The organism is Denitratimonas organivorans (assembly GCF_037478135.1).
Classification (GTDB): domain Bacteria; phylum Pseudomonadota; class Gammaproteobacteria; order Xanthomonadales; family Xanthomonadaceae; genus Denitratimonas.
On the sequence record NZ_JBBHDV010000008.1, the window covers coordinates 46,444 to 65,387 of the forward strand.

At 64.1% G+C, this 18,944-nt stretch carries 20 protein-coding genes and 2 tRNA genes; 7 read left to right on the forward strand and 15 right to left on the reverse strand.

Annotated features, from left to right (window positions below; genetic code table 11):
• Positions 1 to 9 precede the first annotated feature (9 nt).
• Entirely contained in the window at positions 10 to 1,338 is a 1,329-nt protein-coding gene (locus WDB66_RS09730; protein WP_339398373.1) for a hypothetical protein, read from the forward strand.
• A gap of 25 nt (positions 1,339 to 1,363) precedes the next feature.
• Here WDB66_RS09730 and WDB66_RS09735 read toward each other — a convergent pair whose 3' ends face one another.
• From WDB66_RS09735 to WDB66_RS09745, 3 genes are all read right to left on the reverse strand, one after another.
• Positions 1,364 to 1,582, reverse strand: coding sequence for a hypothetical protein (locus tag WDB66_RS09735; RefSeq protein WP_339398374.1), 219 nt, complete (start codon positions 1,580 to 1,582; stop codon positions 1,364 to 1,366).
• 350 nt (positions 1,583 to 1,932) lie between these two features.
• Entirely contained in the window at positions 1,933 to 2,229 is a 297-nt protein-coding gene (locus tag WDB66_RS09740; RefSeq protein WP_339398375.1) for a type II toxin-antitoxin system RelE/ParE family toxin, read from the reverse strand.
• A complete protein-coding gene (locus tag WDB66_RS09745; protein ID WP_339398377.1) occupies positions 2,226 to 2,453 on the reverse strand; it encodes an addiction module protein in 228 nt (75 codons plus the stop codon). The genes WDB66_RS09740 and WDB66_RS09745 overlap by 4 nt, the downstream gene beginning before the upstream one ends.
• Positions 2,454 to 2,933: 480 nt before the next feature.
• Here WDB66_RS09745 and WDB66_RS09750 point away from each other — a divergent pair, with 480 nt between their 5' ends.
• Entirely contained in the window at positions 2,934 to 3,161 is a 228-nt protein-coding gene (locus WDB66_RS09750; RefSeq protein WP_339398378.1) for a helix-turn-helix domain-containing protein, read from the forward strand.
• A gap of 242 nt (positions 3,162 to 3,403) precedes the next feature.
• On the opposite strand, the gene WDB66_RS09755 is transcribed toward WDB66_RS09750, so the two are convergent.
• Positions 3,404 to 3,604, reverse strand: a complete 201-nt coding sequence (locus WDB66_RS09755; RefSeq protein WP_339398379.1) for a CsbD family protein — start codon at positions 3,602 to 3,604, stop codon at positions 3,404 to 3,406.
• 9 nt (positions 3,605 to 3,613) lie between these two features.
• Positions 3,614 to 3,949: a BON domain-containing protein gene (locus tag WDB66_RS09760; protein WP_339398381.1), complete on the reverse strand. Its 336-nt coding sequence runs from the start codon at positions 3,947 to 3,949 to the stop codon at positions 3,614 to 3,616.
• A gap of 214 nt (positions 3,950 to 4,163) precedes the next feature.
• Between WDB66_RS09760 and dinB the strand changes: the two genes are divergently transcribed.
• Positions 4,164 to 5,300, forward strand: a complete 1,137-nt coding sequence (gene dinB, locus WDB66_RS09765; protein ID WP_339398382.1) for a DNA polymerase IV — start codon at positions 4,164 to 4,166, stop codon at positions 5,298 to 5,300.
• A 42-nt stretch (positions 5,301 to 5,342) separates the two neighbouring features.
• On the opposite strand, the gene WDB66_RS09770 is transcribed toward dinB, so the two are convergent.
• The 4 genes from WDB66_RS09770 to WDB66_RS09785 are packed head-to-tail and all read right to left on the reverse strand — an operon-like array spanning position 5,343 to position 8,280.
• Positions 5,343 to 6,317, reverse strand: a complete 975-nt coding sequence (locus WDB66_RS09770) for a serine/threonine-protein kinase (protein ID WP_339398383.1) — start codon at positions 6,315 to 6,317, stop codon at positions 5,343 to 5,345.
• A 13-nt stretch (positions 6,318 to 6,330) separates the two neighbouring features.
• Positions 6,331 to 7,041 (reverse strand): DNA polymerase III subunit epsilon, encoded by a 711-nt coding sequence (gene dnaQ, locus WDB66_RS09775; RefSeq protein WP_339398384.1) that lies wholly within the window; start codon positions 7,039 to 7,041, stop codon positions 6,331 to 6,333.
• Between the two features lie 52 nt (positions 7,042 to 7,093).
• The gene (rnhA, locus tag WDB66_RS09780) at positions 7,094 to 7,594 is read right to left on the reverse strand and encodes a ribonuclease HI (protein ID WP_339398385.1); all 501 of its coding nucleotides are present in this window, start codon (positions 7,592 to 7,594) and stop codon (positions 7,094 to 7,096) included.
• Complete coding sequence (locus WDB66_RS09785) at positions 7,591 to 8,280, reverse strand: class I SAM-dependent methyltransferase (RefSeq protein WP_339398386.1); 690 nt, start codon at positions 8,278 to 8,280, stop codon at positions 7,591 to 7,593. Before WDB66_RS09785 ends, rnhA begins: the two co-directional genes overlap by 4 nt.
• A gap of 43 nt (positions 8,281 to 8,323) precedes the next feature.
• On the opposite strand from WDB66_RS09785, the gene gloB reads away from it, so the two are divergent.
• The 3 genes from gloB (at position 8,324) to WDB66_RS09800 (ending at position 11,191) form a co-directional block, all read left to right on the forward strand.
• Positions 8,324 to 9,097, forward strand: coding sequence for a hydroxyacylglutathione hydrolase (gene gloB, locus WDB66_RS09790; protein ID WP_339398387.1), 774 nt, complete (start codon positions 8,324 to 8,326; stop codon positions 9,095 to 9,097).
• On the forward strand, positions 9,094 to 10,278 hold the full coding sequence (locus WDB66_RS09795; protein ID WP_339398388.1) for a transglycosylase SLT domain-containing protein: 1,185 nt from the start codon (positions 9,094 to 9,096) through the stop codon (positions 10,276 to 10,278). Before gloB ends, WDB66_RS09795 begins: the two co-directional genes overlap by 4 nt.
• A 127-nt stretch (positions 10,279 to 10,405) precedes the next feature.
• Positions 10,406 to 11,191: an enoyl-ACP reductase FabI gene (locus WDB66_RS09800; protein WP_339398389.1), complete on the forward strand. Its 786-nt coding sequence runs from the start codon at positions 10,406 to 10,408 to the stop codon at positions 11,189 to 11,191.
• A 142-nt stretch (positions 11,192 to 11,333) separates the two neighbouring features.
• Here WDB66_RS09800 and WDB66_RS09805 read toward each other — a convergent pair whose 3' ends face one another.
• The 6 genes from WDB66_RS09805 to WDB66_RS09830 form a co-directional block, all read right to left on the reverse strand.
• On the reverse strand, positions 11,334 to 13,244 hold the full coding sequence (locus WDB66_RS09805) for a SurA N-terminal domain-containing protein (RefSeq protein WP_339398390.1): 1,911 nt from the start codon (positions 13,242 to 13,244) through the stop codon (positions 11,334 to 11,336).
• 102 nt (positions 13,245 to 13,346) lie between these two features.
• Positions 13,347 to 13,423 (reverse strand) — tRNA-Asp (locus WDB66_RS09810).
• A gap of 24 nt (positions 13,424 to 13,447) precedes the next feature.
• Positions 13,448 to 13,522, reverse strand: a tRNA-Val gene (locus WDB66_RS09815).
• An 11-nt stretch (positions 13,523 to 13,533) separates the two neighbouring features.
• Complete coding sequence (locus WDB66_RS09820) at positions 13,534 to 13,806, reverse strand: HU family DNA-binding protein (protein WP_339398391.1); 273 nt, start codon at positions 13,804 to 13,806, stop codon at positions 13,534 to 13,536.
• Between the two features lie 252 nt (positions 13,807 to 14,058).
• Positions 14,059 to 16,500 carry an endopeptidase La gene (gene lon, locus WDB66_RS09825; RefSeq protein WP_489670848.1) on the reverse strand — a complete coding sequence of 814 codons (2,442 nt, stop codon included), beginning with the start codon at positions 16,498 to 16,500 and terminating at the stop codon, positions 14,059 to 14,061.
• A gap of 241 nt (positions 16,501 to 16,741) precedes the next feature.
• Positions 16,742 to 17,932: a hypothetical protein gene (locus WDB66_RS09830; protein ID WP_339398392.1), complete on the reverse strand. Its 1,191-nt coding sequence runs from the start codon at positions 17,930 to 17,932 to the stop codon at positions 16,742 to 16,744.
• 134 nt (positions 17,933 to 18,066) lie between these two features.
• Here WDB66_RS09830 and thiD point away from each other — a divergent pair, with 134 nt between their 5' ends.
• Positions 18,067 to 18,879 (forward strand): bifunctional hydroxymethylpyrimidine kinase/phosphomethylpyrimidine kinase, encoded by an 813-nt coding sequence (thiD, locus tag WDB66_RS09835; RefSeq protein ID WP_339398393.1) that lies wholly within the window; start codon positions 18,067 to 18,069, stop codon positions 18,877 to 18,879.
• Positions 18,880 to 18,944 lie beyond the last annotated feature (65 nt).

An 18,944-nucleotide genomic window follows, 5' to 3' on the forward strand; every position in this document is an offset into this window, starting at 1 on the left:
CTCATACTGATGGATATCAATACCAAGCCTGTGTTCAAATCTCGGATATCAATCCTGTGTCTTTTTCTCGCACTGGCATGCTCACCCTTGGTGCCTGATGCTCATGCCCAGCAAACAGCCGAAGTTGTTGTTCGGGGAAGTGGAGAAACATTAGAGGCGGCTCGCCTTGACGCCATTCGGCAGGCAACCCAGCAGGTGACACAGCAGTTGATCGTTGCTGATCGAAAGATCGAGGACGATGCCATCGTCATGGATCGTGTTCTTTCCACCATGAACGGCTATGTGGAGAAGTTCGAGTCGCTTGATTCGGGCACCGATGCGAACGGCACATGGCTGGAAGCTCGAATCATCATCTCCGAAAGTCGAATCGAGAACTTCATTGCCGAAGTTCGTGGCAGCGGCGCTGATGTCGATGGACAATCAGTTTTTGCAGAGCTACAGCGGACAAGGGCACAGAAAGAGTCGGCTGAGGACATCATGCGCCGTGCGTTTGAGGGCTACCCTCATGCCGCACTGAATGCAAAAGTGGTATCAGTCCGTGTCCCGGATGGCGAGTTGGAATTCTTATCAGACCACTTATTGATGGATGTGGTCATTGAGACAGACCCTGCCTGGATATCTTCAGCGCTGGGCCTGATAGAGTCTATATCGAATGATTCAATTTCTTTGAAACCCAATGCGGCCGAGCGTGAGGCTGGAAGATTTATTTCAGGCGACAGGTGTTTTACTGGCCGCTATCTTATTAGAGGCAACAACCAACCCAGCATGCAACTGGTCTCAACGCAATGCAGAGACAGTCGCTTCTGGAACTCATTGAAAGACGGGGGAATGCCCTTTTGCTTTGTTCAGAAAGATGGCGCAAAGTGTCACACCCTGCCTAAAAGCGTGCTGGACGTTATTGGCCGCACAGATGGGGCATCCCTGAATCTTGTAGTGGATTTTGTCGGAGATGACTGGCAGACGACCAAGCTCTCCAGCTCTTGCCTGGTTGCACATGGGCTTATTGGATCAGATGTGGGGAAATTCCCACAAACCAGTGAAATCAAACACTGGAACTTCAAGCAGGTCCCATCACTTATAAAACGTGAAGCTCATGGAATTTATGGGAAATTCAGTTACGATGTTCAGGCTTCAGTGGTAGACGTCGGACAGATTAATGCGACTTATGCGGTTCGCCTTGACGAGTTTGACCTCAACGCTACACGATCTACCATTGTTGTTCCTGTTTTAAAAAGAGCGAACAGCGACATGATCATTCCCGATATGTCCTCCGACTCCAAGCCTGACTGCTCTGAGCTTATGCGTGAGGCTATTGATTCTTATCGAGCAAAATCATGATTCTCGAAAAATGTGCCAGGGACAATTAAGCCCCTAGGTCATGATGACTAGCCAATTCCCTGACCTTCTCCAACCGCCCCACAAACCCATCCAACACCCCAGCCAGATTCGCGCTACCAATCTGCACCGGCTGCGGCGGCAAGGCGTTGACCAGGTCGAGGATCAGGCCCACTTCGGCCTGTAGTTGGTAAAGCGCGGTTTGCAGTTGATCGCGCTGGTCCAGGTGCTGCTCGGATCGGTTCATCACGGTGCTCCCGTTGTGTCCGCCAGACATTCGCCACCAGGGTGGCGAACGACGCGCGGTTGAGAGACCGTCCGAAGGGGCGGCGAGCCTTGCGGCTCCCGCGCGCCGTCCGCCATTGACTGGACGGACGCGCGGCCATCGCCGCTGTGCCGGACACAAAAAAGCGCCGGCATCGGACGATGGGCGCTTGCGCGCCTTCGGATTCGGGCTCTCACCCCCGGCCAGCGCCTTGCGCGCTGGCGGTTCGAGCTTACGCCGCGTGGCGGGGTGATGCAATGATTACGGAGCGCTGATCGTCGGCCTTGGGCGAGCAGACGCTCCGGGTACGCTGCAGTCAAGGCAATGCGGTCTTACAGCCTTCCCGTCCAGTAATCGGGCCGACGACGCTTGTGCGCCACCGCCAGAATATGGACATCTCCATTCTTTACGCGATAGATGACGGCATACGGAAATCGAGCCAGCGCGTACCGGCGGATGTCCGGTTTGCGTTCGATCCGGTAGCGCAGAGGTGTTTTGACAACATGCGCCATGGCAGCCTCGAAATCCGCCAGATACGCCTCGGGCAGTCCGGATGTCTGGCGTGAGAGGTAGAAAGCCAGCGTCTCGAGGTGTTCGGCCTCCGCCGCCGGATGGAAGAAGTACGTCACTTCTTCAACAACGCCCGCGCCTTGTGTGCGACCTCATCAGCCGATACCAGCACGACCTTGCCGCTGTCGATGTCGGCAGCACGGCGCTCGGCTTCATCCAGCCACAGCGTATCCAGTTCGTCCTGCGGCAGGTTCTCAAGGCTGATCAGCACTTTCTGCACCAGCCGCGCACGGTCGGCGGCGGGCATTTCCAGAACTTCGCGTTCGAGATTAGTGATGCTCATGTTGTTGATTCGTCTAGCGTGTTTCGATGGTTCGAGCTTACGCCGCGTGGTGGGGTGGTGCAATGTGGACGTGTTGGCAAAGGGATGCTTCTTCGTGATCTGTCAGGCACATAGCCCTCTCAACGCCCCAAGACGCCCGCATTGCCATTGACTTACCTGATTAGCCCCATCGCTCAGCTGACTTTTCCTTCTCCCCCCGGGAGAAGGTGGCCCGCAGGGCCGGATGAGGGTTCGGCCATAACAGAGGTTTGCGAGTTCACCTATATGCTCGGCCCGAACCCTCACCCCAACCCCTCTCCCGGCGGGAGAGGGGCTTTTTGTAGCTGAGTCACAGGGCTAATCAGGTTGACTTAAACTAGGCAATAACTGTGCACAAAATGTTCGAGAGATTGACGGTTGGAGCCTGCCATGTCCACCGTCTTTGCAGACGTAATCGAAGCCACGAGGGAGCCGGGGACATCGCGCTTTTCCGCTTCCACGATGGCGCAGGTGCTGGGCTTGCAGCAGCAGGATCTGGCCGAATTCGCAGGCGTGCATCGCAACACCGTGCGCACACATCCGGAGTCGCCGAGGTTGCAGGCCGCGTTGCGTGACCTGATGCGGGTGCTATCGGCGGCAACGTCGATCCAGCCTGATCCGCAGCGGGCGATTTTCCTGGTCAAGAACGACCGATCCCTGCGTTCCGCCACAAGACCTTGCTGCAAGTAGTGCAGGCAGGCCGCACCGAGGACGCCATCGACTATCTGGAATCCATCAGCACCGGGGTTGTTGGGTGATCTTTTGCGACCTGCCGCCCGCACCACGCGGCTCCAGAGACGACTTCCGCGATAACGGGCAAAGAAAAACGCGGCCGAGGCCGCGTTTTTCCTGTTGCAGGGCTGAATCGTGTTGTTTTGTTGCTGCGAAGGCGGGAGGTTCGTGCATGCTCCCGCTTCGCGGGGTGATGGGCGTCAGTGCAGGTTGCGTTCGAAGCTGCGGACCTGCTCTTCGGCTTCGTCCTTGGCCATGCCGTAGCGTTCCTGCACCTTGCCGACGAGGTATTTGCGGTTGCCCTCGGCCACGCTGAGGTCATCGTCGGTCAGCCGGCCCCATTGGGCCTTGACCTTGCCGGAGAGCTGTTTCCATTTGCCCTGGAAGATGTCTTCGTTCATGTCGTCACCTCAGCGGCTGGTCAGGGCGCGGCTGTCGACGCTGACGACGCCTTCAATGCCGCGTGCCACTTCGATGGCCTTGTTCACCTGGGTGGCGTCATCCAGCACGCCGGCCAGCGTCACCACGCCATTGGTGGTGGAGACGTTGATCTTGGTGCCTTCCACGCCGTCGGTCACGAGCAGGTCGGCCTTCACCTTGGTGGTGATCCAGGTGTCGGTGCCGGGCTGTTCGGATTCGAGCGAATCACGCTGCTGCGGCGGGTCGTTGGCGAAGGCACCGGCCGAGAACACCAGGGCGGTACCGAGAAAGGCGGCAGTCAGCGGGCGGGTGATCTTGATGTTCATGGTCTACTCCTTGGGGATGGATGGATCAGCTTCGCTCTGAAGCCGGGGATGTTGTTCCACATTCCGTGCCAACCCCATACTCCCTTTAAAATCAACACTTTGCCAACCATTCACCTGTGGGATCCGTGCAGGCTGCACGGCTCGTGCAAGGGGCTTCATGCCGCTTGCAATGCCGCCCGGCTACCATGACGCAGCCCTGTTCCGATCCGAAGCAATGCCCGCCGCGCCACGAAAGATCCTGCATGTGGACATGGATGCGTTCTACGCCTCCGTGGAGCAGCGCGATGCGCCGGAATTGCGCGGGCGGCCGGTGGTGGTGGCGTGGCGCGGGGCGCGTTCGGTGGTGTGTGCGGCCAGTTACGAGGCGCGGCGTTTCGGGGTGCGTTCGGCGATGCCGGCGATGACCGCCGAGCGGCTGTGCCCGCAGGCGGTGTTCGTGCCGCCGGATTTCCCGCGCTACAAGACGGTCTCGCGCCAGGTACGCGCGATCTTCGCGCGGCATACCGATCTGATCGAGCCGCTGTCGCTGGACGAGGCTTATCTGGACGTGACCCGCAGCTTCACCGCCCTGCCCTCGGCCACCGCCACGGCCGAGGCGATCCGGCAGGCGATCCGCGAGGAAACCGGGCTGACCGCATCGGCCGGCGTGGCGCCGAACAAGTTCCTGGCCAAGATCGCCTCGGACTGGAACAAGCCCGATGGGCTGTTCGTGATCCGGCCCTCGATGGTCGATGTCTTCCTCGCGCCGTTGCCGACAGGAAAGCTCCCGGGCGTGGGCAAGGTGATGCGTTCGCGCCTGTCCGCGCTGGGCGTGGAAACCGTGGGCCAGTTGCGCGAGCTGGAGGCGGCACGGCTGGAACAGCTGTTCGGGCGCTGGGGACGGCGCCTGCACGAGCTGGCGCACGGCATCGACGAGCAGCCGGTGCAGCCGCGCCGCCCGACCTTGCAGATTTCCTCGGAAGACACCTTCGCGCAGGATCTGCCGCTGGCCGAACTCGGACCCGCGGTGCGGCAACTGGCGCACAAGACCTGGGCCAGCTATCTGGCCGAACGCCGACGCGAGCCGGGCCGCATCGCGCGCACCGTGGTGCTGAAGCTCAAGACCGCGAACTTCCGCATCCTGACGCGCAGTCAGACGCTGCCTTTGCCACCGGCCAGCGCGCAGGATCTGGCCGCGATCGCGTGGGCGCTGCACGAGCGGGTCGAGTTGCCGGACAGCACGCGCTACCGGCTCGCGGGTGTGGGCCTGGGTGGATTCGTCGAGGCCGACCTGTTCACCGCGCAACGGGCGCTGTTCGATGCACAGGGTGCGCCGCTGCCGGATGGCGCGACCGACTCAGCAAGTGCCTGAACCGGCACATATCACTGCGAAGAAACCGGTCAGGCTTGCGCCTCAGCGGATCAGCATCACCACCAGCACGAGCAGCAGCGCGGCCAGCGCCGCGAACACCAGCGGACGCCGCCAGCTGCGGCGGGTTTGCGGCAGGCCGCGAATGGTCAACGGTGCATCGGCGATTTCGCTGCGGCCGGCACGCTGGCCGATGCCGGCCGCTTCCGGCGCGGCGGCGCACAGCGAGGCCAGCAGTTCCAGCAGTTCCGCAGCACTGCCGGGCCGGTCCTGAGGCTCCGGCGCCAGCAGCGCATCCAGCAACGGCTGCAACCATTGCCGCTGAGGCGGCAGGGCCGGTGGCTGGCGGTCACGCCGTGCAACCGATTCCTGCGGTTCGGACGGGAACGGCAGCCGCCCGGTCAGCATTTCGTGCAGCACCACGCCCAGGCTGTAGTAATCCGAACGTGCGTCGATCGCTTCGCCGCCGGCCTGTTCCGGGCTCATGTAATCGGGCGTGCCGCCGTGGACCAGCGCCCGGCCATCTCCGGGGCGGCCGACGCCGGCGACACCGAAATCCACCAGTACGGCTTCATTCGAGGCACGAAACAGGATGTTTCCCGGCTTCACATCGCCGTGCACGATGCCGCGTTCATGCGCGTGTGCCAGGCCGCGGATCACGTCGCGCAACACATCCAGCACCGCCGCCGGCGCCATGCCGCGCGCGATGCGGGCTGACAGCGTGTCGCCGGAAAGGTATTCCCAGGCCAGCCAGTGGCGTCCACCGTGCTCGCCGGCGGCATGCAGGCGCGCCAGGTTGCGGTGGCGCAGCATGGCGGCGATACGGCGTTCGTGCTCGACCTCGTCGCGGAAACCCGGATCGTCCGGGCTGTCGGGCAGCTGGAACAGCTTCAGCGCCACTTCGCGATCGGTGCCGTCCTGGATCGCGTGATAGACCACGCCGGTGGCGCCTTCACCCAGAAGCCGCAGGATGCGGTAGCCGGGGACCTGTTCGGTCGGTTTTTTGCTGCTGCGGAGCATACCGGCCTGCGCCTCAACCGGCCGCCGTGCCTGGCCACAGCCGCACGCCGGAGGCCTTTTCCAGCGCTGCCAGACGCGCGTCGTGCAAGGCCTGTTCAGCGCTGCTGGCCTGCACCACGCGCACCTGCAAGGCTGCCACGTCAAGGCTGCGCACCACGCGCTGCGAGAGATCGGGTTCGTTGCTGCCCAGCGCCAGGTCGTACTGGCCCGAAGTCAGCGCCAGATAGACATCCAGCAGCAGGCCGGCGTCCAGCAGCGCGCCGTGCAATTCGCGGTGGCTGGCGTCCACGTCGAAGCGCCGGCACAGCGCATCCAGCGTCACACGCTGGCCCGGGAACATTTCACGCGCCATCACCAGGGTATCGACCACGCCGGCAGCGTGATCCAGAGTGCGGCCGCGGCCGGGCGTGCAGCGCTCCAGTTCGGCATCGAGGAAGGCCAGGTCGAAGGGCGCGTTGTGGATCACCAGCTCCGCGCCATCAATGAAGTCCAGGAACTCGTCCACAACCTCATCGAAACGGGGCTGTTCGGACAGGAATTCGGTGGTCAGCCCGTGCACCCGCAGCGCGCCAGGCTCGCTGTCGCGGTCCGGATTCAGATAGCGGTGGAAGTTACGCCCGCTGGGGCGGCGTTCGAGCAGTTCGACGCAGCCGATTTCGATCACCCGGTTGCCGGCCTTCACTTCCAGGCCGGTGGTTTCGGTATCCAGAACTATCTGTCTCATTGCTTCACCTGCGTCGCTGCGCACCCGACCGACACGGCCGAATCCTGTTGTCTCATGATGCCGCCAGCGGCGGCCGTGCACGCATCGCCTCGGCGGCGGCACGCGCCAGTCCATCCACATGCTCGTTGCCCGGATCACCGGCATGGCCGCGCACCCATTCCCACTGGATCGTGTGTGCGGCGGCGGCCTGCTGCAGGCGCCGCCACAGATCCTGGTTCTTGACCTGGCCGCCACCGGCGGTGCGCCAGCCACGTGCGATCCAGCGCGGCATCCATTCGGTGATGCCCTGGCGCACATACTGCGAATCGGTGCGCAGGCGCACCTGGCAGGGACGGCTCAACGCCTCCAGCGCCATGATCGCGGCCATCAGCTCCATGCGGTTGTTGGTGGTATCCGGCTCGCCGCCGGACAGTTCACGCTCGCGCCCGCGAAACTGCAACAGCGCGCCCCAGCCGCCGGGGCCGGGATTGCCCAGACAGGCGCCGTCGGTGTGGATCAGAACCTGCTCCGTCGCTGCTGCCTGCTGCGTGGAAAGGTCCGATTCGTTTTTCATGCCTGTGGATACTCCAATGAAAAGCCGACCGGCACGATCGGGCCGACCGGGGTAAGACCCGCTGCATGCTTTCTGGCACGCACCACATAGGCCGGCAGCGGCAACCACGACATTGGTCGCCAGCCACGCCGCGCCAGCAAGCCGGGGCGCTGCTGCGAAATGCCGGGGCTGAGCGCGTAAGTGGCCGTCACTTCAAGCCCGGCGGCAGCGGCCAGCTCGGTACAGCGCGACAATGGCAACGGTGCCGGAACATGTCCGTGCCAATGCCAGCGATACGGCGAGTACGGACTGAACTCAACGATCAGCACGACCCCGCCCGGCACCATCAGACGCGCGATTTCGCTCATCCGCAGCGCCGCATCCTCCGACGCCGACAGCACATGGCTGGCCAGCAACAGATCAATGCTGCGCGCCAGCGGCAACGGGCTGTCCACTCCCTCCTCCCGGCCGGCACGATGCCAGCCACGCGCATCGCACCACATCCGCACCTCGTTGCGCATCAGCGTGGCCGGCGCGCACTCGGCCGCGGCGGCGCTGGGCAGCACCAGACAACTGTTGCTGCCGGTGGCGCGCACGATCATCGGCATCAGCAGCGCGTGTTCGGCGTTGAGCATCGCACTGCCGCGCCCGCTGTCGAACCATGACGGCGGGCTTTCAGGTTGACGCGATGTGGGAGCTGCCGGCATCGTGCACGCACATCCAGAAACAATCGCGAAGTCTACCCGCCCCATGTTCCAACTTGTTGCCCTGCCGGCGCTGAACGACAACTACATCTGGCTGATGACCGGAAGCAGCGGCCGCAGCGTGATTGTCGATCCGGGCGAAGCCGCGCCGGTGCTGGCCCGACAGGACAGCGGCCTGTCGCCCTGCGCAATCCTGCTGACCCACCACCATCCCGACCACATCGGCGGTGCAGCCGAGCTGGCCGAACATTTCGGCATCCCGGTCTACGCCCCGGACGATGCGCGCATCAGCTGCGCCGATGTCCGCGTGGCCGAGGGTGATGCGATTGAGCTGCCCGACGCCGGCCTGACGTTTTCCACGATGCATCTGCCCGGCCACACCCTCAGCCATGTGGCCTATGTCGGGCATGGCGTGGCGTTCACCGGCGATACCCTGTTCAGCCTGGGCTGCGGACGCCTGTTCGAAGGCACGCCTGCGCAAATGCTTGTCTCGCTGCAACGTCTGGCGGCACTGCCGGATGACACCCGGGTCTGTTGCGGGCACGAATACACGCTGGCCAATGCGGCTTTCGCGCAGGTGGTGGAACCGGGCAACCCGGCACTGGTCGAGCGGCTGGCGCAGGCCCGTGCAGCACGCGGACAAGGCCAACCAACGCTGCCTGTCTCCATCGCCAGTGAACGGGCGACCAATCCCTTCCTGCGCTGCGATCAGGTCAGCGTGGCGCACGCGGTGGCACGTCATTGCGGCAGCGACCCGGGCGATGAAGTGGCCACCTTCGCCGCATTGCGGGCCTGGAAGGACGGATTCCGCGCCGCATGATGCGCCTGCGTTCGCTGCCGATGCTGCTGCTGTGCCTTGCGCTGGCGGCCTGCCAGATGACACCACCGCGCCCGGCACAGGACATCGACGCGCCTGCGGCTCCCGAGGTTCAATCCCCGGTTTCAGCCAGCACAGCCAAGGCCGCCGAGCCACCGCCGCCGACATTCCTGCTGCCTGAACCGGCATCGCCACGCACCGGTGCGGAAGTGCTGCAACGTCTGCGCGAGCGTCTGGTCGACCCGCCCTGCGTGGCCGATCCACTGGTACACCGATGGCAGGACATCTATGCGCGCTCGCCACGCGGTTTCGCTCAGCAAATCGAACAGGCCCTGCCTCTGATCGGCCTGGCGCTGGACGAACTGGACCGCTACCGCCTGCCCGGCGAATACGCCTTGCTGCCGATCGTGGAAAGCGGCTACCGCCCGGATGCGCGCGGTGCCGGCGATCACCTGGGCCTGTGGCAGTTCGGCCGCTCCACTGCGGAGCATTTCGACCTGCCACTCAGCCCGGCGTTCGACGGCCGCCTGGATCCGTTGGCTTCCACCGACGCCGCGCTGCGCTATCTGGGCGATATGCAGAACCAGTTCGGCGACTGGAAGCTGGCCGTGCTGGGCTTCAACGCCGGCCCCTACCGCCTGAAGAAGCAGTTGGAAAACCAGCCGGACGTACGCTTTTCCGCCGATGCGCGCCTGCCTGCGGGTCTGCCGGCCTCCAGCTATGCGCATGTGGCCAAGATGAAGGCGCTGGCCTGCCTGCTGGCGCAGCCGGAACGCTTCGATCTGACGCTGCCTGACGACACCCGGGTCGATCCGCTGGTGCGCATCCAGTTGCCCGCCGGTCAATCCAGCCTGGCGGCAATCGCGCGCGACCGCGAGCTGCCACCGGGCCTGCTGGAATGGTTGAATCCGGGCTTTCGTGACGGCTACATCACGCGCAACGCACCACGCCACTTGCTGCTGCCCGAATCGCTGAGCCCGCGCTTCGAGCAGTTCGAACTGCCGCCTGCGCCCGCACCCGCCTCGCCTGCAAGCGCGAGTGGAAATTATGTGGTGCGCAGTGGCGATACGCTGGGTGCGATCGCACGCCGCCACGGCATCCGGCTGGCCACGCTGATGTCGCTCAATGGCCTGGATGGGCGCTCGATCCTACGCCCCGGCCAGCGCCTGAAGCTGGCACCCTGACGGCGCAGGCGTCACACTTGCCACCCCGGTTTCCGCACTTTTGCGCCGCAGTCTCCAGGCTGCCGCGCAAATGCATCCATCCACCCGGACGGACACCCCTCCGTCCACACTTTCAGGAGTACGCTTCATGGGATTTCTTGCCGGTAAACGTGCGCTGATCGTCGGCATCGCCAGCCAGCGCTCGATCGCCAACGGCATCGCCGAGGCCATGCGCCGCGAAGGCGCCGAACTGGCCTTCACCTACCAGAACGACAAGCTCAAGTCGCGCGTGGAAGAGGCAGCCGCCGAGTACGGTTCCAAGCTCGTGCTGCCGCTGGACGTGGCCGATGATGCGCAGATCGAAACGCTGTTCGAACAGCTCGGCCAGCACTGGGATGGCTTCGACATCCTGGTGCACTCGGTCGGCTTCGCACCGCGTGAAACCCTGGACGGCGGCTTCGTCGACAATCTCACACGCGAGAGTTTCGGTATCGCGCTGGATATTTCCGCCTACAGCCTGGCAGCACTGGCCAAGGCTGCGCGCCCGATGATGCAGGGCCGCAACGGCAGCATCCTGACGCTGACCTATCTGGGTTCCGAGCGTGCACTGCCGAACTACAACGTGATGGGCGTGGCCAAGGCCGCGCTGGAAGCTTCGGTGCGCTATCTGGCGATGAACCTGGGCCCGGAAGGCACCCGCGTCAACGCGGTTTCGGCCGGCCCGATCAAAACCCTGGCCGCCTCGGGCGTGGGCAATCTGCGCAAGATGCTGACCCATGTGGCGGATCAGGCGCCGCTGCGCCGAAACGTCACGATCGAGGATGTCGGCAATGTCGGCGCCTTCCTGTGTTCGGATCTTGCCGCCGGTGTGACCGGTGAAATCACCTATGTCGATTGCGGTTACAACATCCTGGGCATGACCGGGCTGGACTGATCCGCCCGGTGCGGCGGCCACCATCCAGGCTGCCGTCGCGCTTTTCCCGAAGCTGAAAAAGCAAAAACCCGGCAGCTGCCGGGTTTTGCGTTTTCTGGAACCGGAGTTCCGCGCGGTGCGCGGTGACTGACGGCCGCGCTGCTTACAGACGCGACTCGACCACCTGGATCTCCGCCTCGCGGCGCAGCGCCTTGACCAGTTCGCTGGCCTCCAGCGTGCCGATCGACTGCGCAAGCTGCTGCTTGAGCATGTCGCGGGTACCGGCTTCGACCGTGGACACGTCACCGTCGGTGACCGCCGTCAGTGCAATCAGTGCATTGACACCACCGGCCAGCGCGGCATCGCCGATGACACTGCTGCCGGCTTCCGGATGCGCCAGCTTGAACGCTGCGGCATTGATCACCGGATCCACCGTGGCGGCATTGCGCCCGACGCCTTCCGCGCTCTGGATTTCCAGTTCGTTGGCCTGCGCGTATTCACGCAACGATTCCAGCGAGGTGACCTGCTCGCGTGCCTTGTCCAGCGCCGCAGCGCCCAGTTCATCCAGACGCTGCTCACGCACCGCGGCTTCGACCAGATGACGCACTTCGTCCAGCGGACGGGTCGCGGCCGGCGAATGCTCGGTGACGCGCAACACCAGGCCGTGGCTGGGTGAAAGTTCGATCAGATCGCTGACCAGCCCTTCCCGCATGACGCTGTCGGAGAACATCGCACGCAGCACATCCGGATTGGCGGCAATACCGGCACCACCTGCCCGGGTAAACGGACCGGCCTTCTGCACCGTCAAGCCCAGTTCGGCGGCGGCAGTGTCCAGCGTGGTCGGATCACGGTAAATCGCTTCGACCAGTTGCCCGGAACGCTCACTGAAAGCGCGCTCGCGCTCGGACTCCAAGTATTCCTTTTCCAACTCGGTCTTCACATCCTCGAATGCCTTGCCGCTGGATTCGCGCACCTCGCGCAACCAGATCACGTGCCAGCCGTCGCTGCCCTTGACCGGGTCGCTGATGCCGGGCTGCATCGCGAACAGCGCCTCTTCGAAGGCCGGCTCGGTCACGCCCTGCTCGATCCAGCCCAGGTCACCGCCGATGGCCTTGGAGCCGGGGTCATCGGAGCTGGTGCGCGCCAATTCCGCGAAATCCGCGCCTTCGGCACGCGCCTGTTGCACCAGTTCGGCGGCACGCGCCTGCGCTTCCTGCTGTGCGGCGGCGTCGGCATTGGCATCGGTCTGGATCAGAATGTGCGAAGCCAGGCGCTGCTCGGGTTCGATATAGCGGTGCTTGTTCTGTTCGTAGCGTTCGCGCAGCGTCAGCTCATCGACGCTTTCATCAAGCTCCAGCTTGCTGACGTCCAGTTCGACGTATTCAATCGATACGGTTTCCTGGCTCTGGTACTGGTCGGTGTGGCTCTCGTGGTAGGCGGCCAGATCGGCTTCGCTGATCTCGCCGATGGCTTCAGCATCGGGTGCCGGCAGCAGGAGGTAGTCGAAGCTGCGGGTCTGGTCGCGCAGGGCCAGGAAGCGATCGACATAGGCATCGGTGACGATGCTGCTGGCGCTGATGCTGCGCGGCAGGGCACGGGTGACCAGGTCCTGCGCCATGCGCTGTTCAAAGATGCGCGGGGACATGCCGGCACCGGCCAGCACCATGCGGTACTGGTCGGGACTGAACTGGCCGTTGACGTGGAAAGCATCAATCCCGGCGATTTCCTGCTGCAGCATGGTCGGCGACACCACCAGCCCGTACTTGTGCGCGGCCTGGCGCAGCACCTGCTCGTCAATCAGGCTTTCCAGCACCTGACGTTTGACGATCGGGGTATCGAATTCGCGGGCGTCGTAGCGTTCGCCGAGCATCTGCCGCATGCGGCTGCGGTAGTCCTCGAAACGTTCGCGGAACTGATCCTGGCTGATTTCGGTGTCGTTGACCTTGGCCACATAGGTCGGCACCCGCTGTTGGAAGTAGTTCTCGACGCCGAAAAAGGCGAACGGGACGGCCAGGACCAGCAGGACCGCAATCGCAACCCAGCCTGTAGTCTTTTCACGAAGAATCTGCAACATCGGGCGGAACCATCGCTCGCATATGGGGACGCGCCGCACCCGGCGGCACGACCGCGTCGGACAAAAAAAGAGGGCGCCTGCTATCAGGCGCCCTCGGCATAGTGGCGGAGTGGACGGGACTCGAACCCGCGACCCCCGGCGTGACAGGCCGGTATTCTAACCGACTGAACTACCACTCCGCGCTTTGACGCTGCATGGTGCTTTGGTGGGTGCTGAGGGTTTCGAACCCCCGACCCTCGCCTTGTAAGGGCGACGCTCTACCGCTGAGCTAAGCACCCTGCGAAGACGCTCAGTTTACAGCATCTTTCAGAGCTTTGCCAGCCTTGAACGAAGGAATCTTCGATGCCTTGATCTTGATGGTCTCGCCGGTGCGCGGATTGCGGCCGGTACGGGCGGCGCGCTTGCGCACTTCGAAGGTGCCAAAGCCGACCAGCGACACGCTGTCGCCCTTCTTCAGGGCCTTCTTCACGACTTCGATGATGGCGTCGACCGCATTGGCGGCGTCGGTCTTGGAGAGCTCGGCCTCGGCAGCCACGGCGTTTACAAAGTCAGCCTTGTTCATTTGATTTGTCACTCCAGTGTACGAATTCAGGTTTTCGCAGTTTGTGTTGTGTCGGCAACGTGCAGCCTCGACGTGAGCGCGGGCGCAGCAACCAATCCCACCGTGGTGTGCATCCTGCACCAACTCCCGGGTGGGCTGGATTTATACCAGCGACCCGGGCACCACGCAATACGATTTTCCTTGTGCCATGCGGTTTTGAGCCGATAACGCGGCAATGCACAGTTGCCTTGCCGCGTCAATCGGATCCGCGCATCAATGTGCCCGTGACGGTACCGGGCCGGTCTTGCCGGAAACATTCTCCACCGTCGCCACACCCTGGCCGTGCAGTTTGGGCAGCAGCGGCTGGGTCAGGGCCAGGTCCAGCACCTCGTCGATCCACCGCACCGGGATGATCTTGAGGCCGGCGGTAACGTTCTTCGGAATGTCGGCCAGATCCTTCTCGTTCTCCTGCGGGATAAGCACGGTCTGGATGCCACCACGCAGCGCCGCCAGCAGCTTTTCCTTCAGCCCGCCGATCGGAAGCACGCGACCGCGCAGGGTGATTTCACCGGTCATCGCCACATCGGCCTTCACCGGCACGCGGCTCAGCGCCGATACCAGTGCGGTGCACATCGCGATACCGGCACTGGGGCCGTCCTTGGGCGTGGCGCCTTCGGGCACGTGCACATGGATGTCGTGCTTCTGGTGGAACTCCGGGTCAAGACCGAGACGCTCGGCGCGCGAACGCACCACGGTCAGTGCAGCCTTGACCGATTCCTGCATCACGTCGCCCAGCTGGCCCGTATGCAGCAGACCGCCCTTGCCCGGCATGAGGCTGGCTTCGATCTGCAGCAGATCACCGCCGACTTCGGTCCAGGCCAGGCCGGTGACCAGACCGACTTCGGCCTGCTCTTCGGCACGACCGAAGTCGTAACGGCGCACGCCCAGATAGGTGTCGATATTGGCCGGCGTGATGCGGATGCCGGTCTCCTTGCGGCGTCCCTTGCGCACCGGCTTCGGTCCGGCCAGTGCGATCTGCGTGACCACCTTGCGGCAGATCTTGGAGATTTCCCGCTCCAGCCCACGCACCCCGGATTCGCGCGTGTAATAGCGCACGATCTCGCGGATCGCCTCGATCCCGACTTTGATTTCCTCGGGCTTGAGCCCGTTGCCCTTGATCTGCTTGGGCAGCAGGTAGTTGGTGGCGATCGCGATCTTCTCGTCCTCGGTATAGCCGGGGATGCGGATCACTTCCATGCGGTCCAGCAGCGGGCCGGGGATGTTGAGCGAGTTGGCGGTGGCCACGAACATCACCTCGGACAGGTCCAGATCGACCTCCAGGTAATGGTCGTTGAAATTGTGGTTCTGCTCCGGATCCAGCACTTCCAGCAGCGCTGCGGCCGGATCGCCGCGGAAGTCGTTGCTCATCTTGTCGATTTCATCGAGCACGAACAGCGGATTGCGGGTGCCGGCCTTGCTCAGGTTCTGCACCAGCCTGCCGGGCATCGAACCGATATAGGTGCGGCGGTGGCCTCGGATTTCGGCTTCGTCGCGGACGCCGCCCAGGCTCATGCGCACGAACTTGCGGTTGGTGGCCTTGGCGATCGATTGGCCAAGCGAGGTCTTGCCCACGCCCGGCGGGCCGACCAGGCACAGGATCGGGCCTTTCATCTGGCGCACGCGGGCCTGCACCGCGAGGTATTCGAGGATGCGCTCCTTGACCTTTTCCAGGCCGTAATGGTCCGCATCAAGCACGTTCTGGGCCTGCTTGAGATCGCGCCGCACCTTGCTGCGCTTGCTCCACGGCACCCCGACCAGCCAGTCGATGTAGTTGCGCACCACAGTGGCTTCAGCCGACATCGGCGACATCTGCTTGAGCTTGTTGAGTTCGGCCTTGGCCTTGGTTTCGACCGCCTTGGGCATCTTGGCTTCGGCGATCTTGCGCGCCAGGTCTTCCTGCTCGTTGGGCTGTTCGTCCAGATCGCCCAGCTCCTTCTGGATCGCCTTCATCTGTTCGTTCAGGTAGTACTCGCGCTGGCTTTTCTCCATCTGCGACTTGACCCGGCCGCGGATGCGCTTTTCCAGCTGCTGCACATCGATTTCACCATCGACGAAGCCGATCAGCTGCTCCAGACGGGCGCCGACTTCGAGGTTTTCCAGCAGGGTCTGCTTGTCCGACAGGCGGATCGCCAGATGCGCGGCGATGGTGTCGGCCAGGCGGCTGGGGTCGTCGATACCGCCCAGCGTGGACAGCAGCTCGGGCGGAATCTTGCGGTTCATCTTGACGTACTGCTCGAACAGCGACAGCAGTGAACGCAGCGTCACTTCCAGTTCGCGCTCTTCGCGCTCGCTGGTGGACTGGACCGGCATCGCGGTGGCCGACAGCGCACCTTCACGCTCGGCACAATCAGCCACGTGCGCGCGGCTGATGCCCTCGACCAGCACCTTGACGGTGCCATCGGGCAGCTTCAGCAGTTGCAGCACCTGCGCCACGGTACCCATCTGGTACAGGTCGGCGGCGCCGGGATCATCCACTTCGGGACTGGTCTGGGCCACCAGCAGGATGCGCTTGTCGCGTTCCATCGCCACATCCAGCGCACGCATCGACTTTTCCCGCCCGACGAACAGCGGGATCACCATATGCGGATAGACCACCACATCGCGCAGGGGCAGCACCGGCAGTTCGGAAGGCTCGGTCAACGGGATATCGGACATCAAAACTCTCCATGTCACAGGGCGGCAGCGGAGACTGCCGTATCGCCCCTAGATGGGGACGATAGCACCGCCTGCAAGGCGCAAGGGAAGGACGGCGTCACGCTGCGCCGACACGGCTGGAACACACCCCGGATGCACATCCGCAAGCAGCTGGAAGCACGCTGCCGGCCGGCCGCGACTGAAAACCGTCAACGGAATCCTGCTGCCGCCTCGCGCTGCGGGGCGGTGCATCAGGCCGCTGTCAGAACGGCAGCACCCAGCGGGCTTCGACTTCGGCCCGCGCGCCGCGCGCATAGGTGCTGGCCGGTGAAAACACCGGACCGGCGCCGAGGAAGGCCATCGACGGCGCATAGCTGGCCATCACCGCGACCTGTCCCCACTGCCCGAGGCCGTGACGATAGCCCAGCACGAAGTTGCGGTTGGTGTATTCGCTGTCCAGTGCCCGGCGGTACAGGTCGGCGCTGGGTGAAGGCTGCTGGCGGGTGGTGTAGCGCAGCACCCACTGTCCGGCGGTGCCGTGTGAAACCCGGCCTTCCAGCGAATAGACGGTCAGATCGCGCCATTCGAACGCCGGCGCATGGCCATCGGCCATCAGCGACAGCAGGCGGGCCGGCAGCGCCGGACTGGTGAACGGGGTGATGTCGCTGTAGAAGACCCGTTCCACACCGGCGGCGAGGACGGTATTGGCCGATGCGTTCCATTCCAGTTGCGCACCGACCCGGCCGGGCAGATCGAAGTCGCCCGGTTCGGCGTGGATGCCGCGCACCGATTCGAACGTACCCATGTCCAGCCTGGATTGCGCCGCCAGACGCCAGGCCAGATCCTGTCCCAGCGACTGGTACACGCTGGCGCCCATGCCCTGGCCGTGGCTGGACTCGGAATAGCCCGGCCGCACATCGTGGATCCGCTGCAGTGCCGGCTCGGACATCATGCCCTGCAACAGGCCGAAGCCCGGCGTGGCGAAATACTGGCTGGCCACCAGCGCCGAGACGCTGAAGCGGCTGCTGCGGCCGAAGTCCTGTTCGAAGGTGGCGTCCAGGAAGCGGCTGTGCAGCGGCGAAACGCGGGCATCCAGATCCAGTGGCTGTGCCACCGTGGCGGGTGCGGCAAGGGGCGCGTGCAGGCCGGCGGCGCCACCGAATGACAACGTCAGGCTGCGTTGGACCGAGCTGGCGGCATCAGCGGAAAGCCACATCGTCAGCGATTGCCGCTGCGCGCCCAGGACCGCATCGCGCAGCGTCGGCGCCAGGCTCTGCGCCGATGGTGCATCGTTCCACGCATAATCGGGCATCATGCTGCGCCGCGCGTAGTCGCGCCAGGCTTCAGCACCGGAACCGGCGGCCAGCGCCGGCTGGGCGACAAGAAACACCGTGCCACAGGCCAGAGCCAGGGCGGTACGCTTGAGCGGGGAAGGAGCCGGAATCGTGTTCATGGATGGATGGAAGCCATGTCGGGCGCAAGTATGGTGAACAAACAACACCGCGTCAACGCGACAAATCACGCTTTCAAGCCGTTTCCCGAACCGGGCCGGACTTTTTAGCCACATTCTGCTGCTGGACTGTTGCAATGGAACAACACCCCACTGATTTTCGCCCCGTTTCGGTACTGAGCATCGCCGGCTCCGACTCCGGCGGCGGTGCCGGCATCCAGGCCGATCTGAAGACCTTCGCCGCGCACCGCGTGCACGGCCTGACCGCGATCGCGGCGCTGACTGCGCAGAACACCCGTGGTGTCAGTGCGGTGCATGTGCCGCCGCTGGATTTCCTGCGTGCCCAGATCGACGTGCTGTTCGACGACTTCCGCATCGGCGCGGTCAAGCTCGGCATGCTGGCCAATGCCCAGGTCGTCGAAACGGTGGCCGACGCGCTGATCGCCCACGAGGTGCGCAACCTGGTGCTGGACCCGGTGATGGTCGCCACCTCCGGCGCGCGCCTGCTGGAAGCGGACGCGATCCGCGCGATCCGCGAGCGGCTTTTTCCATTGACCCGGGTGCTGACTCCGAACCTGCACGAAGCCGAGTTGCTGGTCGGCCATCCGATCCAGTCACTGGAACAGATGCAGCAGGCGGCGCACGAACTGCGCACGCATGACGCCATGGCGGTGCTGATGAAGGGCGGCCATCGGCCCACGGACGATGTGGTCGACGTGCTGCTGGATGGGGCGCAGTTGCACAGCTTCACCCGGCCGCGTCTGGACGTGGATGGCCATGGCACCGGCTGCACGCTGTCGGCCGCGATCGCCGCGAACCTGGCGCTGGGCCATGACATCAAAAGCGCGTGCGAGGCAGCCGGCGATTACGTGTTCGGCGCGCTTGAACATGCCATCCGCCCCGGCAGCAGCCAGGTCTCGGTACTGGGCCACGGCTGGCAAGGCCGCTGAACTGTGGCAAGGACGGGAGAAGCTGACCGGCGTGGCATGCGCGCCACGCCGGTGAACACATCAGG